This is a genomic window from Citrobacter sp. wls716 (assembly GCF_005280975.1).
GTDB lineage: Bacteria > Pseudomonadota > Gammaproteobacteria > Enterobacterales > Enterobacteriaceae > Citrobacter > Citrobacter youngae.
In genome coordinates this window covers 1-13,934 of sequence record NZ_SZWX01000011.1, presented here as the reverse complement: position 1 = coordinate 13,934, position 13,934 = coordinate 1, and the positions used below count along the sequence as shown (strand labels likewise).

Below are 13,934 nucleotides of genomic sequence, written 5' to 3'. Positions count from 1 at the left end.
GCTTGTGTTTATAGGTATCGTTAGCCTGTTTCCAGAAATGTTCCGCGCAATTACCGATTACGGGGTAACTGGCCGGGCAGTAAAAAATGGCCTGCTGAACATCCAGAGCTGGAGTCCTCGTGACTTTACTCATGACCGGCACCGTACCGTGGACGATCGTCCGTACGGCGGCGGACCGGGGATGTTAATGATGGTGCAACCTTTACGGGACGCCATTCATGCAGCAAAAGCTGCGGCTGGTGAAGGCGCAAAGGTGATTTATCTGTCACCTCAGGGACGCAAGCTTGATCAAGCGGGCGTTTGCGAACTGGCAACGAATCAAAAGTTGATTCTGGTGTGCGGTCGCTATGAAGGAATAGATGAGCGCGTGATTCAAACCGAAATTGACGAAGAATGGTCAATCGGCGATTACGTTCTCAGCGGTGGTGAGTTACCGGCAATGACGCTGATCGATTCCGTTTCCCGGTTTATTCCGGGGGTTCTGGGTCATGAGGCTTCGGCAATCGAAGATTCGTTTGCTGACGGGTTGCTGGACTGTCCACACTATACCCGACCTGAAGTGTTAGAGCAGATGGAAGTACCGGCGGTATTACTGTCGGGGAACCACGCTGAGATACGTCGCTGGCGTTTGAAGCAGTCGCTGGGCCGGACCTGGCTTAGAAGACCTGAACTTCTGGAAAACCTGGCTCTGACTGAAGAGCAAGCAAGGTTGCTGGCGGAGTTCAAAAAGGAACACGCACAACAGCAACATAAACATGATGGGCAGGCGTAAGCCCCCAATATCAGTTTACCCAGGATAAGAGATTAAATTATGAGCAACATTATTAAGCAACTTGAACAAGAACAGATGAAGCAGGACGTACCTTCCTTCCGTCCGGGTGATACCGTGGAAGTGAAAGTATGGGTTGTTGAAGGTTCCAAAAAACGTCTGCAGGCATTCGAGGGCGTGGTTATCGCTATTCGTAACCGCGGTCTGCACTCTGCATTCACTGTTCGTAAAATTTCCAACGGCGAAGGCGTTGAGCGTGTCTTCCAGACTCACTCTCCGGTAGTTGACAGCATTGCTGTTAAACGTCGTGGTGCTGTTCGTAAAGCTAAACTGTACTACCTGCGTGAGCGCACTGGTAAGTCTGCTCGTATCAAAGAGCGTCTTAACTAAGATTCGCGCAAGCGACATCCTGTTAGAAAAGGGCTGGCCGAAAGGCTGGCCCTTTTTTTATTCCGACCTTTATTTTTTGTTTTTTTATTAGATGACTGCGCGACGCGCAGCCAGTTGGATATTGATTACGGTGTCGAGATCACGACTGCAACGCGGCGGTTTTCGGCACGGCCTTTTGACGTCTGGTTGCTGGCAAGCGGGTATTTCTTCCCGAGCCCTTGGGTTGTCAGGTTAGTTCGTGGAATATTGGCACCCCGAGCCCAGGCGTCTGCAACCACATTGGCTCGTTTGAGCGACAGAGCTTCGTTGTAGCTGTCCTCGCCATAGTTATCGGTGTGACCATCCAGACGAGCATGGTTTAACCCGGTAGCAGCCAGTTTGGATGCCATTTCCTGGATTTGTTTTTCACTTTCAGGGCGGAGTTTATAGTCGTTTTTGTCAAACAGGATGGTGTCAGACAAACCCAGAGACCAGTCTCCTGAAGCTTCAGTAAATCCGTACGATTTCATAGCTGCAATTTGCTCTGGGGTAAATTTCCCCTGAGGTGCCTGACAGCCTGCCAGAATCAGCATGATGAGAATAAACGGGGATAATAAACGTCTTAGCATGTGTGTAATTCCTTATTTTTTAATAATGCGCTCAGCGCGCAAATTTTTAGCCTGATACATATTATGATCGGCAAGTTCTTGTAATTTCTCGGCAGAGGCATGTTCCCACGTCAGCGCAAAACCAATACTGAGTGTCATGCTTGCCAGATGACCGTTATGCAGGTCAAAAGGTCGATTAAACTCTTGCGACAACGCCGCGCAGATACGTTGAACTTCGTATTCAGAATGGACGCTGTAAAGCACCATGGCAAATTCATCGCCGCCAAGTCGGTATGGGTGATGCCGATTACCACCAAATTCGGCCAGCCTTTTTGCGACTTCAATCAGGACCCGATCGCCCGCAGCGTGTCCCCAGGTATCATTAATAAATTTAAAATTATCGCCATCAAGGAATAACAACGCAGAGCTGCTGTGGGCCGCGTCGTCGTTCATCAGTGCGTTAATACTGCTGCGAAATGCGGCACGGTTCGCAAGACCAGTCAAAGGGTCATGTAGCGCGGTACGCAACAGTTGGGCATTCTTTGCCTGGAGACGTAGTTGCCACTCTTCCATTTCATCCAGCAGGCTATTAAAGTCCTGCGCAAACAGATGAAATTCTTCAATCCGTTCTTCAGATACGCGCCGTGAGAAATTACGATTGGTACGAACATCATGTACCACCTCAGTAATATTTTGCAGGGCGTCCACGACACCATTATGTAAATAACGAGTAAGCATTAATGCAATACCCGATGCCAGTAAAATGCATCCGGTAAGAACCGCCAGCGACAAATAAATGAAATGACTAATAACGCTGTCGCGAGCAATCAGGCGCACCTCACCAATAACGTCGCCATTGTGCAAAATGGGTTGAGTTACTGGTTGCGGGAACAACCAGTGGCTGATGATACTGCTGATTTTGTCAGTAGTATCCTGCGCGTCATAGCGCCAGGTGGCGATCACTTTCTGCTTTTGATTGCGGACTTCTGCAACTGAAAATTGCCCTTGCTGTCCCAGTGCCGCCAGCGTTTCCGACGCTGCGACGCTATCCGAAAAGACTAATGCTGCTTCGAGCGTGCGGGTCATGGTTGCTGCCGTGAGATCCAGATTCTTTTGTGCGTATTGCTTCAGAGCCAGCACAGACGAAATGCTAAGCAGCAGCCAAATCAGCGTCATGGTTACCAGTACGCTGACGATGCTGATACGCCGCAGCGTCCGCTTAAACGTTGGGCGTTTTATGGGAGAAGGACCCTTATTCATGCTTTTTATTCCGCGCAAGCATCAATACGTCTGGACTTACCCTTACACCGCTGCGTGACAGGGAATCCATATTTACGGAAAATCTCACGTCTTCATCTTTAATTATGAGGCAAAAAGCGCTGCCAATAACGCATTCGGGATTCTGTTCGGCAATTAATAACAATGCTTTAGTAGGATATTTATTCTTTAGTTCCGCCTGATATGTAGGACTTTCTTTTCCAAAATAAAAACCATCACACTGCGCAACTAAGACTTCTTGTTCCGTATGAATGATGACAGGAAGATAGGGTAGTGCTCCTGCTCGGGTATCTTCCAGCACGCTGGAAAAGCGCGAAGAAGAGAATATACACAGTTTTGGTGGCCCTGAAAGTGCTGGCCAGCGTGTATAACTGACGATACCGGAAACCATAGAGCGCACAGATTTTGCCTCTTCCGTGACGCTGTGAGCGTACAGAGGTAATCCGGTCAGAAGCAGTGCCAGTAGAAGTATGAGTCGGTAAGAAAAGCTCATGAATAGGTACCTACCAGCGTTTGCCGTATTGCGTCGATATACATTCAAGATTGTTTGCAACAAAATAACATTATTTTCCCAGGGCGTCATTCTTCCTGGAATGAGTGCATTGAGTATTTAAGCTAAATCTCATTAATTTATAAAATTTAAGCTCTTGTTTAATTTAACCTTGTTGAGGCTGCTCCTTCGTTTGCTCCTTTTTGCCATGCTTCATGTAATCGGCTGACATTGTCTACCGTGTCGCAACTGGCGGGGAAGGTTTTGCCGGTCAATCCTCTCGCGTAAACAAAGTCCTGCTGACAGGTTTTCCTTTGTCCTTCGGCGTACCCCTTAAGATATTGGGCACGATCGACCTCCGGGTCATTGTAGTTGTCGGCAAGTGTCTCGTTATCTTTAACGACATGGCCTGAAATGGCATCCTGTATTCCGGCATCAAACCAGTCGGTACCTGTCCAGGTAGGGGAAAAAGTATAGGGATCTTTCTGACATCCGCTGAGAAATAATACAAATAAGGTACAGATGAGTTGCTTCATTGCCTGTTCTCCCCGTTTTTTAAAGCATAGCGGATTCATATATAGAAGGTTGTAAATTTAATTGTACGGAATTTTGCAGTGTTTTTGCTGTAAAAAGGTCTTCTGTAAATAAAAATTTACGGAATGTGGATTGAAATCTTTACCTGTTGTGTTATCGTGATTATCTCCTCGCTGAGGAAAACTATCGCAAACGAGCTAAACAGGATCACCATCATGCAAAAAGACGCGCTGAACAACGTACACATTACCGACGAACAGGTTCTGATGACCCCAGAGCAGCTTAAAGCGGAATTTCCGCTGAGCCTTGCACAGGAGGCGCAAATCGCTCAGTCGCGTAAAACCATTTCAGACATTATCTCTGGGCGCGACCCGCGACTGCTGGTGGTGTGTGGTCCATGCTCGATTCACGATCCTGAAGCGGCTATTGAGTACGCTCGTCGATTTAAAGCCCTTGCCGCAGAGGTCAGCGATAGCCTCTACCTGGTGATGCGCGTCTACTTTGAAAAGCCCCGTACCACCGTCGGTTGGAAAGGGTTAATTAATGATCCTCATATGGATGGCTCTTTTGATGTTGAAGCAGGCTTGAAAATTGCGCGTCAACTGCTGCTTGAACTGGTGAATATGGGGCTACCGCTGGCAACAGAAGCGTTAGATCCAAACAGCCCGCAATACCTGGGCGATCTGTTTAGCTGGTCTGCTATCGGTGCGCGTACCACTGAATCACAGACGCATCGTGAAATGGCTTCTGGTCTTTCCATGCCGGTTGGTTTTAAGAATGGTACAGATGGGAGCCTGGCGACGGCAATTAACGCCATGCGCGCCGCAGCACAATCACACCGCTTTGTTGGTATTAACCAGGCGGGGCAGGTTGCACTACTGCAAACTCAGGGTAATCCAGATGGTCACGTGATCCTGCGTGGCGGTAAAGCGCCGAACTACAGCCCAGCGGATGTCGCCCAGTGTGAAAAAGAGATGGAGCAGGCAGGACTACGACCTTCTCTGATGGTAGATTGCAGTCATGGTAATTCAAATAAAGATTACCGTCGCCAGCCAGCCGTGGCTGAATCTGTGATCGCCCAAATCAAAGATGGCAATCGCTCAATCATCGGCTTGATGATTGAAAGTAATATTCACGAAGGCAACCAGTCCTCCGAACAGCCGCGTAGCGAAATGAAATACGGCGTCTCCGTAACTGATGCCTGCATTAGCTGGGAAATGACGGATGCGCTACTGCGTGAAATTAGCCAGGATTTAAACGGCCAACTGACGGCGCGTGTAGCATAAGAGGTTGGTATGGTTGCTGAATTGACCGCACTACGCGATCAAATTGATGAAGTTGATAAGGCGTTGCTGGATTTACTGGCACGGCGTCTGGAGCTGGTTGCCGAAGTCGGTGAAGTCAAAAGCCGCTTTGGGCTGCCGATCTACGTACCCGAGCGGGAAGCCTCGATGTTGGCTTCCCGCCGTGCAGAAGCTGAAGCGCTGGGGGTGCCGCCAGATCTGATCGAAGATGTATTGCGTCGGGTTATGCGCGAGTCTTATTCCAGTGAGAATGACAAAGGCTTTAAGACGCTTTGTCCTTCTTTGCGTCCGGTGGTGATCGTCGGTGGTGGCGGACAGATGGGGCGGCTGTTCGAGAAGATGCTGACGCTGTCTGGTTATCAGGTGCGGATCCTGGAACAGCAGGACTGGGATCGCGCCACGGAGATCGTCGCCGATGCAGGCATGGTGATCGTCAGTGTGCCGATCCACGTCACCGAACTGGTAATCGCCAAATTACCGCGCCTGCCGTCTGACTGTATTCTGGTGGATCTGGCCTCAGTGAAAAATGGTCCTCTGCAGGCGATGCTGGCGGCGCACGATGGCCCGGTGGTGGGATTGCATCCGATGTTTGGCCCGGACAGCGGCAGTCTGGCCAAGCAGGTCGTGGTTTGGTGTGATGGGCGACAGCCAGAATCCTATCAGTGGTTCCTTGAGCAGATTCAGGTTTGGGGCGCGAGATTGCATCGGATTAGCGCCGTTGAGCACGACCAGAATATGGCGTTCATTCAGGCGTTACGCCACTTTGCGACATTTGCGTATGGGCTGCATTTAGCGGAGGAGAATGTGCAACTGGAGCAGTTACTGGCTCTTTCTTCACCTATTTACCGTCTTGAACTGGCAATGGTTGGCCGTCTGTTTGCCCAGGATCCGCAGCTCTATGCCGATATTATTATGTCGTCGGAGAGCAACCTTGCGCTGATCAAGCGCTACTACCAACGTTTTGGTGAGGCGATCGGTTTACTGGAGCAGGGCGATAAGCAGGCTTTTATCGACAGTTTCCGTAAGGTGGAACACTGGTTTGGCGACTATGCGCAGCGCTTCCAGAGTGAAAGCCGTACTTTGTTACGCCAGGCGAATGACAGCCGTCCTTAATTAAGATGCCGGATAAGCGTAGTGCCATCCGGCATTGTCATGTTAGCTCGGGTCGACCGGCACCACGTTTTCACTCGGATAACATCCCAATACTTTCATCGAACGCGTAATCTCACCCAACTCCTTCAATGCTTTTTGCATCTGGGGTGATTCCAGGTTGGCCTGAATATCGAGATAAAACATCTCTTCCCACGGATTGCCGTGAATCGGGCGTGATTCCAGCTTGGTCATAATCAGATTATGGTTACGCAGCACCAGCAATGCTTCTACCAGCGCACCTGCCTGTTGTCCTGTCGCCATCAGCAACGTTGTTTTCGCTGGAACCTGGTCAGAAACATTGATTGCTTTACGTGCCAGTACCACGAAGCGGGTAATGTTTTGTGTCTGATTAGCTTCAATATGCTCAAGTACCTGCAGACCATGCAGTACACCACCGGCTTCGCTTCCCAGGGCTGCCACGCGTGGCGAATTAGCCTGGGCGACCTTTTCCATCGCAGCTGAAGTGCTTTCAGTGTATTCAATCTTCCAGTGCGGGTAGCGGTTCAGGAACTTGCTGCACTGCTGGAACGGTTGTGGGTGGCTGTATACCGTGTCGATGCTCTCCAGATCGGTTGTTCCCGACACCAGTACGCAATGATCGATAGTAATCGTCATCTCGCCAACGATAGACAGGCTGGTGTGCTGCAGCAGATCGTAAACGTCATTAATCGCACCGGAACTGGTGTTTTCAATAGGCACTACCGCGTAGTCTGCCTGTCCGGTCTCAACCTGATTAAAGATATCGGCAAATTTCGCGCAGCCGCTTTCAATAAACTGCTCAAAATGACGTGCGGCATACTGACGGGCGGCGAGGTGTGAGTAAGACCCTTTTGGTCCCAGGAAGGCAACACGAGCGGAATGCGGGTTGCTCTTATTCAGATGCTGCTGAAGGAGCGCCTGCTGGGTCAGGACGGAGTCTTCGATAATCAGCTGGAACAGGCGAGTAATGTAATGAGCATCAAGATGATGTGCTTTGCCAAGCTGAATCAGGCGGTCTAACAGGTCGCGCTCACGGTCGATATCACGAACCGGACGATGTGAAAGCAGTTTAGCTTTGCCAACTTCTACGGCCAGTCCACGTCGCTCAGCCAGCAGGGCCAGTAATTTTTCATCCAGCGTGCTGATCTTATCGCGCAGCGCCAGCAATGGGTTTTCCGATGTCATAGTGTTGCCTTTCTTGTTATCAAAAAAAAGGCCTCCCGTTGTGGGAGGCCTTATTGTTCGTCTTCGCATTCTTTATCACACGACGAAACGCCTCCCATTCAGGGGAAGGTAAAAAAGAATGCGAAGAAGAACGGGACAAGTTTCATGTAATTTTCCTTTGGCTACATCAGTAAAGTACCCGTACTGTTTTCACCATGTCAACAAAAAACGCGCCCGAAGGCGCGTTGGCGATACACTCAATGTAAGGGACTACTCTTCTTCTGCTTCGACGAAGTTGGCGTCTTTTACTGAAGTTGTTGCACGACGGGCTTCGCCTTTGTGCTGCACTTTATTGAGCTGCCGTTCCAGCTTGTTGATCAAATCGTTAATGGCGGTGTACATATCCTCGTGTTTTGCGCTGGCGACCAGATGTCCGTTCGGTGTATTGATGGTGGCATCAGCAATGAAACCCTGTGGCTCCTTAGACAGAATGATATGTGGATTAATCAGATGAGTTTGCCATTTTTCAAGTTTGGCGAGACGGTCTGCGACATGCTGGCGAATTGCCGGAGTAATTTCCATTTGTTTACTGGTAATGTTCATTGTCATAAATTTTACCTCTTGTCTTTCCCGTCTTGGTGATTCCAGCATACCGTTCCTAATGTCAAAATATGTGATCTAAATCACATATTTTTGTCGCTTTTTGTCAAGAAAACCTTTTTGTGAGGCACCGCAGGAACAGGCGATTTTTTACTTGAGGAATACCTGAAAGCAGGCCATATTTGATAGGATGCGTCGCAGCTAAACCGCTTCAGTTGTGCCCTTGGGCTGCCGTTTTGCATTCTGAGGTCAATCAGGTGTTGCTGCTGTTAGCGGCAATGATTTTCGCTACTTTTTCTGCCTGGGCATTCATCTGCATTTGGCGATAAGCGTTTTCCATCAACGGCAGGGCATCACGCGTTGCCTGGGTATCCGGATAGTCACGCAGCATACCTTCCACACGGTTCACGACTGCAACCCATGCGCCACGGGCGGTATAGTACTCAGCAACAGAGTATTCATACTTCGCCAGACGATCTTTCAGGAACACCAGACGCTTCGTGGCATCGGTTGTGTACTGGCTGTTCGGATAACCACGTACCAGTTTGGAAAAGTCATTAAACGCAGCTCGGGCGTGCTGTGGATCGCGATCGCTACGATCGACGCCAAAGAATCCTTGCAGCGCGCTATCGTCCAGCGCCATATTGGTCAGGCCACGCATGTACATGACATAATCAATGTTCGGGTGAGTCGGGTTCAGACGAATAAAACGATCGATGGCAGCCTGAGCAAGTGGCAGATCGGCGTTTTTGTAGTAGGCGTAGATGAGATCTAATTGCACCTGCTGAGAATACGGTCCAAATGGATAGCGGTTATCCAACGCTTCCAATTGCGTTATTGCCTGTTTCCAGTTACCGTCCTGCAGCTTTTGCTGAGCAGTCGCGTAGATTTCATTTGGCGGATTATCGGGCACCTCTTCCTTTGAACCAGAGCAACCCGCCAAAAACAGGCTCAACGTGGCTGCTGCCACCAGATATTTCATGCGCGTCATGACGTTTTGACTTTCCTCAAAATGTAATACGGGAGATTCTCTGTTCCTGCTCCCGGTTAAGACCAGCTACAATAGCACACTATATTAAACGGCAAAGCCGTAAAACCCAACGTTAAACGAAGAAGCAGTTTATGGCACAACGAGTAGAACTCACCGCAACAGTCTCCGAAAATCAGCTTGGTCAACGCTTAGATCAGGCTTTGGCCGAATTGTTCCCTGATTATTCGCGATCGCGCATAAAAGAATGGATCCTCGACCAGCGCGTACTGGTAAATGGCAATCTTTGCGATAAGCCGAAAGAAAAAGTGTTAGGTGGAGAGCGTGTCTCCATCAATGCTGAAATTGATGAAGAGGTTCGTTTTGAAGCTCAGGATATCCCGCTGGATATCGTTTATGAAGATGACGACATTCTTGTCATCAACAAACCTCGTGACCTGGTGGTACATCCGGGCGCCGGGAATCCTGATGGTACGGTATTGAATGCGTTGTTGCATTACTACCCGCCAATCGCGGATGTTCCTCGTGCCGGTATCGTACACCGTCTGGATAAAGACACAACCGGACTTATGGTTGTGGCAAAAACTGTCCCGGCGCAAACGCGCCTGGTCGAGTCATTGCAGCTGCGCGAAATCACTCGTGAGTATGAAGCCGTGGCGATTGGCCATATGACAGCGGGCGGTACAGTCGAAGAACCGATCAGCCGTCATCCAACCAAACGTACGCATATGTCAGTGCATCCAATGGGGAAACCTGCGGTAACGCACTATCGCATTATGGAGCATTTCCGTGTGCACACGCGTCTGCGGTTGCGTCTGGAAACCGGACGTACGCACCAGATCCGCGTGCACATGGCGCATATCACCCATCCGCTGGTGGGCGACCAGGTCTACGGTGGTCGTCCGCGTCCACCGAAAGGCGCTTCTGACGAGTTTATCTCCGTGCTGCGTAAGTTTGACCGTCAGGCGCTGCACGCGACCATGTTGCGTTTGTATCACCCGATTTCCGGTATTGAGATGGAATGGCATGCGCCGATTCCGCAAGATATGGTGGAGCTTATCGAAGTGATGCGCGCTGATTTCGAAGAGCATAAGGATGATGTTGCCTGGCTATGAGTAAGCTAATTGTCCCGCAGTGGCCGATACCTCAGGGTGTCGCGGCCTGTAGTTCTACCCGCATTGGCGGCGTCAGTCTGTCGCCTTATGATTCGCTTAACCTGGGTGCCCATTGTGGTGATAACCCGGAGCATGTGGAAGAGAACCGCAAGCGGCTGTTTGCTGCGGGCAATCTGCCTTCGAAACCCGTCTGGCTTGAACAGGTACACGGTAAAGACGTCCTGAAATTGAGCGGCGGGCCATACTTATCTAAACGTGCAGATGCGTCCTACAGTAATACGCCGGGCACCGTATGTGCGGTGATGACGGCGGACTGTCTGCCGGTGCTGTTTTGTAATCGTGCTGGAACAGAGGTGGCGGCGGCCCATGCGGGCTGGCGCGGGTTATGTGAAGGTGTGCTGGAAGAAACGGTGGCGTGCTTTGCCGATAAACCGGAAAACATTATCGCCTGGCTAGGCCCGGCGATTGGCCCGGACGCGTTTGAAGTGGGAGCAGAAGTCCGCGAAGCGTTCATGGCGAAAGATCTGCAAGCGGACATCGCATTTGTACCGCGTGGTGAAAAATATCTGGCGGATATCTATCAGCTTGCACGTCAACGTCTGGCAAATGTGGGGGTTGAGAACGTCTACGGTGGTGACCATTGCACCTTCAGCGAAAGTGAGACGTTCTTCTCTTATCGTCGCGACAATACCACGGGTCGTATGGCAAGTTTTATTTGGCTGATATAACCTAAAGAATCAAGACGATCCGGTACGTGTAATTTTCTTTTCACATAATTCAGGTCATTCACCTTGAATAATTGAGGGATGACCTCATTTAATCTCCAGTAGCAATTTTGGCCTGTTATGGGAGGAGTTATGCGTCTGGATCGTCTTACCAATAAATTCCAGCTTGCTCTTGCCGATGCCCAGTCACTCGCATTGGGGCACGACAATCAATTCATCGAACCACTTCATCTAATGAGCGCCTTGCTGAATCAGGAAGGGGGATCGGTTCGTCCTTTGTTAACGTCCGCTGGCATTAATGCTGGCCAGTTACGCACAGCGATTGACCAGGCGTTGAGCCGCTTGCCGCAGGTAGAAGGTACCGGTGGTGATGTGCAGCCTTCTCAGGATCTGGTGCGCGTACTGAATCTTTGCGACAAGCTGGCGCAAAAACGTGGGGACAACTTTATTTCGTCAGAACTGTTCGTTCTGGCGGCGCTTGAGTCACGCGGTACGCTGACAGATTTATTAAAATCAGCTGGAGCGACAACCGCCAATATCACTCAGGCAATTGAACAAATGCGTGGAGGTGAAAGCGTGAATGACCAGGGGGCTGAAGACCAACGTCAGGCCTTGAAAAAATATACCGTCGACCTGACCGAACGCGCCGAACAAGGCAAACTCGATCCGGTTATTGGTCGTGATGAAGAAATTCGCCGCACTATTCAGGTGCTGCAACGTCGTACTAAAAATAACCCGGTTTTGATCGGTGAGCCAGGTGTTGGTAAAACCGCTATCGTCGAAGGGCTGGCACAGCGAATCATTAACGGTGAAGTACCTGAAGGGTTAAAAGGTCGTCGCGTGCTGGCGCTGGATATGGGCGCGCTGGTGGCCGGGGCGAAGTATCGCGGTGAATTTGAAGAACGTTTAAAAGGTGTGCTCAACGATCTCTCGAAACAGGAAGGCAACGTCATTCTGTTCATCGATGAGTTGCATACAATGGTCGGTGCAGGTAAAGCCGATGGCGCGATGGACGCCGGCAACATGTTGAAACCAGCGCTGGCGCGCGGGGAGCTGCACTGCGTAGGGGCCACCACGCTTGATGAATACCGCCAGTATATCGAAAAAGATGCGGCGCTGGAACGTCGTTTCCAGAAAGTGTTTGTGGCTGAGCCATCAGTAGAAGACACCATCGCCATTTTGCGTGGACTGAAAGAACGTTACGAGCTGCACCACCATGTACAGATTACTGACCCGGCAATTGTTGCGGCAGCTACGCTGTCTCACCGCTATATTGCCGATCGTCAGTTGCCGGATAAAGCTATCGACCTCATTGACGAAGCGGCATCCAGCATTCGTATGCAGATTGACTCCAAACCGGAGGAACTCGACAGACTCGACCGTCGTATTATCCAGCTCAAACTGGAACAGCAGGCGTTAATGAAAGAGTCTGATGAGGCGAGCAAAAAACGTCTTGATATGCTTAATGAAGAGCTGGACGACAAAGAGCGCCAGTACTCTGAGTTAGAAGAAGAGTGGAAAGCTGAAAAAGCGTCCCTCTCCGGCACGCAAACCATCAAGGCAGAGCTGGAACAGGCAAAAATCGCTATCGAACAGGCGCGTCGTGTCGGCGACCTGGCGCGCATGTCCGAGCTGCAGTACGGCAAAATTCCGGAACTGGAAAAACAGCTGGAAGCAGCCACCCAGTCTGAAGGCAAAACCATGCGTCTGCTGCGTAATAAAGTGACGGATGCAGAAATTGCAGAAGTGTTGGCGCGCTGGACCGGGATCCCGGTGGCTCGTATGTTGGAAGGCGAGCGGGAAAAATTATTGCGGATGGAACAGGATCTGCACAGCCGCGTGATTGGCCAGAACGAAGCGGTAGAAGCGGTATCTAATGCCATCCGCCGTAGCCGTGCGGGTTTGTCCGATCCGAATCGTCCGATTGGTTCATTCCTGTTCCTTGGCCCAACCGGTGTCGGTAAAACCGAACTGTGTAAGGCGCTGGCTAATTTTATGTTCGACAGCGACGACGCGATGGTGCGTATCGATATGTCCGAGTTTATGGAGAAACATTCTGTCTCTCGTCTGGTCGGGGCGCCTCCGGGATATGTCGGTTATGAAGAAGGTGGGTATCTGACGGAAGCGGTACGCCGTCGTCCTTACTCTGTCATTCTGCTGGATGAAGTGGAAAAAGCGCATCCGGATGTATTTAACATTCTGTTGCAGGTGCTTGACGATGGTCGTTTGACTGACGGGCAGGGGAGAACGGTCGATTTCCGTAATACGGTTGTCATCATGACCTCGAACCTTGGCTCTGATCTGATTCAGGAACGCTTCGGTGAGCTGGATTATGGTCACATGAAGGATATGGTGCTGGGCGTCGTGAGCCAGAACTTCCGCCCGGAATTCATCAACCGTATAGATGAGGTTGTTGTATTCCATCCATTGGGTGAGAAACACATTGCTTCTATTGCTCAGATCCAACTGCAGCGTCTGTATAAACGTCTGGAAGAGCGTGGCTATGAAATTCACATCTCTGACGAGGCGCTTAAACTGCTGAGCGCGAATGGTTACGATCCGGTATATGGTGCACGTCCATTGAAACGTGCTATCCAGCAGCAGATCGAAAACCCGCTGGCGCAGCAAATCCTGTCTGGTGAGCTGATTCCAGGCAAAACGATTCGTCTGGAAGTGAATGACGATCGCATTGTGGCAGTGCAGTAAGTCACAAAACCTCAATAAACGGGCCCTGCGGGGCTCGTTTTTGTTTAATAACCAGGCAAGAATAGAGCTGTTGATTAAAAAGTAATCGCTTGATAAGTTTTTTGTATTTTTAACTTGTCAGTCTGAAATAACTCCCTATAATGCGCCTCCACT

At 50.3% G+C, this 13,934-nt stretch carries 15 protein-coding genes and 1 other annotated feature; of the genes, 7 read left to right on the top strand and 8 right to left on the bottom strand.

The features are described from left to right. The first annotated feature begins 4 nt into the window (after positions 1-4). Together trmD and rplS are read left to right on the top strand one after the other, a co-directional pair. A complete protein-coding gene (gene trmD, locus FDX24_RS00180; protein ID WP_061068379.1) occupies positions 5-772 on the top strand; it encodes a tRNA (guanosine(37)-N1)-methyltransferase TrmD in 768 nt (255 codons plus the stop codon). A gap of 39 nt (positions 773-811) precedes the next feature. Next, positions 812-1,159 (top strand): 50S ribosomal protein L19, encoded by a 348-nt coding sequence (gene rplS / locus FDX24_RS00175; protein ID WP_002914145.1) that lies wholly within the window; start codon positions 812-814, stop codon positions 1,157-1,159. Between the two features lie 125 nt (positions 1,160-1,284). Here the strand turns inward: rplS and FDX24_RS00170 are convergent, their stop codons facing one another. From FDX24_RS00170 to FDX24_RS00155, 4 genes are all read right to left on the bottom strand, one after another. Beyond that, a complete protein-coding gene (locus FDX24_RS00170) occupies positions 1,285-1,767 on the bottom strand; it encodes an OmpA family protein (protein WP_048212937.1) in 483 nt (160 codons plus the stop codon). Positions 1,768-1,779: 12 nt separating this feature from the next. Next, positions 1,780-3,006, bottom strand: coding sequence for a diguanylate cyclase DgcN (gene dgcN, locus FDX24_RS00165; RefSeq protein ID WP_048212936.1), 1,227 nt, complete (start codon positions 3,004-3,006; stop codon positions 1,780-1,782). Beyond that, positions 2,999-3,517 carry a YfiR family protein gene (locus FDX24_RS00160; RefSeq protein WP_040234078.1) on the bottom strand — a complete coding sequence of 173 codons (519 nt, stop codon included), beginning with the start codon at positions 3,515-3,517 and terminating at the stop codon, positions 2,999-3,001. The genes dgcN and FDX24_RS00160 overlap by 8 nt, the downstream gene beginning before the upstream one ends. A gap of 158 nt (positions 3,518-3,675) precedes the next feature. Continuing rightward, complete coding sequence (locus tag FDX24_RS00155) at positions 3,676-4,050, bottom strand: DUF2799 domain-containing protein (RefSeq protein WP_137363635.1); 375 nt, start codon at positions 4,048-4,050, stop codon at positions 3,676-3,678. 213 nt (positions 4,051-4,263) lie between these two features. Here FDX24_RS00155 and aroF point away from each other — a divergent pair, with 213 nt between their 5' ends. Together aroF and tyrA are read left to right on the top strand one after the other, a co-directional pair. Continuing rightward, on the top strand, positions 4,264-5,334 hold the full coding sequence (aroF, locus tag FDX24_RS00150; RefSeq protein ID WP_005130422.1) for a 3-deoxy-7-phosphoheptulonate synthase AroF: 1,071 nt from the start codon (positions 4,264-4,266) through the stop codon (positions 5,332-5,334). 9 nt (positions 5,335-5,343) lie between these two features. Next, complete coding sequence (gene tyrA / locus FDX24_RS00145; protein WP_137363634.1) at positions 5,344-6,465, top strand: bifunctional chorismate mutase/prephenate dehydrogenase; 1,122 nt, start codon at positions 5,344-5,346, stop codon at positions 6,463-6,465. Positions 6,466-6,507: 42 nt separating this feature from the next. On the opposite strand, the gene pheA is transcribed toward tyrA, so the two are convergent. The 4 genes from pheA to bamD form a co-directional block, all read right to left on the bottom strand. Beyond that, positions 6,508-7,668 (bottom strand): bifunctional chorismate mutase/prephenate dehydratase, encoded by a 1,161-nt coding sequence (gene pheA, locus FDX24_RS00140; RefSeq protein ID WP_061068376.1) that lies wholly within the window; start codon positions 7,666-7,668, stop codon positions 6,508-6,510. Positions 7,669-7,689: 21 nt separating this feature from the next. Next, positions 7,690-7,815: a sequence feature (Phe leader region), on the bottom strand. Beyond that, on the bottom strand, positions 7,767-7,814 hold the full coding sequence (gene pheL, locus FDX24_RS00135) for a pheA operon leader peptide PheL (protein ID WP_100250063.1): 48 nt from the start codon (positions 7,812-7,814) through the stop codon (positions 7,767-7,769). Its footprint overlaps the feature before it by 48 nt. 102 nt (positions 7,816-7,917) lie before the next feature. Next, positions 7,918-8,256 carry a ribosome-associated translation inhibitor RaiA gene (gene raiA, locus FDX24_RS00130; RefSeq protein WP_003031244.1) on the bottom strand — a complete coding sequence of 113 codons (339 nt, stop codon included), beginning with the start codon at positions 8,254-8,256 and terminating at the stop codon, positions 7,918-7,920. Positions 8,257-8,500: 244 nt separating this feature from the next. Further along, complete coding sequence (bamD, locus tag FDX24_RS00125) at positions 8,501-9,238, bottom strand: outer membrane protein assembly factor BamD (protein WP_005130417.1); 738 nt, start codon at positions 9,236-9,238, stop codon at positions 8,501-8,503. A gap of 131 nt (positions 9,239-9,369) precedes the next feature. Here bamD and rluD point away from each other — a divergent pair, with 131 nt between their 5' ends. The 3 genes from rluD to clpB all read left to right on the top strand — a co-directional run bounded on the left by rluD (position 9,370) and on the right by clpB (position 13,781). After that, positions 9,370-10,350, top strand: a complete 981-nt coding sequence (rluD, locus tag FDX24_RS00120) for a 23S rRNA pseudouridine(1911/1915/1917) synthase RluD (protein ID WP_005130415.1) — start codon at positions 9,370-9,372, stop codon at positions 10,348-10,350. After that, complete coding sequence (gene yfiH, locus FDX24_RS00115) at positions 10,347-11,078, top strand: purine nucleoside phosphorylase YfiH (protein WP_061068373.1); 732 nt, start codon at positions 10,347-10,349, stop codon at positions 11,076-11,078. Before rluD ends, yfiH begins: the two co-directional genes overlap by 4 nt. 129 nt (positions 11,079-11,207) lie before the next feature. Beyond that, positions 11,208-13,781: an ATP-dependent chaperone ClpB gene (gene clpB / locus FDX24_RS00110; RefSeq protein ID WP_115601639.1), complete on the top strand. Its 2,574-nt coding sequence runs from the start codon at positions 11,208-11,210 to the stop codon at positions 13,779-13,781. Positions 13,782-13,934: the final 153 nt, after the last annotated feature.

Coding starts and splice junctions, on each gene's coding strand:
- rplS (WP_002914145.1), top strand. CDS start 812: ATGAGCAACATTATTAAGCAACTTGAACAAGAACAGATGAAGCAGGAC.
- FDX24_RS00170 (WP_048212937.1), bottom strand. CDS start 1,767: ATGCTAAGACGTTTATTATCCCCGTTTATTCTCATCATGCTGATTCTG.
- dgcN (WP_048212936.1), bottom strand. CDS start 3,006: ATGAATAAGGGTCCTTCTCCCATAAAACGCCCAACGTTTAAGCGGACG.
- FDX24_RS00160 (WP_040234078.1), bottom strand. CDS start 3,517: ATGAGCTTTTCTTACCGACTCATACTTCTACTGGCACTGCTTCTGACC.
- FDX24_RS00155 (WP_137363635.1), bottom strand. CDS start 4,050: ATGAAGCAACTCATCTGTACCTTATTTGTATTATTTCTCAGCGGATGT.
- aroF (WP_005130422.1), top strand. CDS start 4,264: ATGCAAAAAGACGCGCTGAACAACGTACACATTACCGACGAACAGGTT.
- tyrA (WP_137363634.1), top strand. CDS start 5,344: ATGGTTGCTGAATTGACCGCACTACGCGATCAAATTGATGAAGTTGAT.
- pheA (WP_061068376.1), bottom strand. CDS start 7,668: ATGACATCGGAAAACCCATTGCTGGCGCTGCGCGATAAGATCAGCACG.
- raiA (WP_003031244.1), bottom strand. CDS start 8,256: ATGACAATGAACATTACCAGTAAACAAATGGAAATTACTCCGGCAATT.
- bamD (WP_005130417.1), bottom strand. CDS start 9,238: ATGACGCGCATGAAATATCTGGTGGCAGCAGCCACGTTGAGCCTGTTT.
- rluD (WP_005130415.1), top strand. CDS start 9,370: ATGGCACAACGAGTAGAACTCACCGCAACAGTCTCCGAAAATCAGCTT.
- yfiH (WP_061068373.1), top strand. CDS start 10,347: ATGAGTAAGCTAATTGTCCCGCAGTGGCCGATACCTCAGGGTGTCGCG.
- clpB (WP_115601639.1), top strand. CDS start 11,208: ATGCGTCTGGATCGTCTTACCAATAAATTCCAGCTTGCTCTTGCCGAT.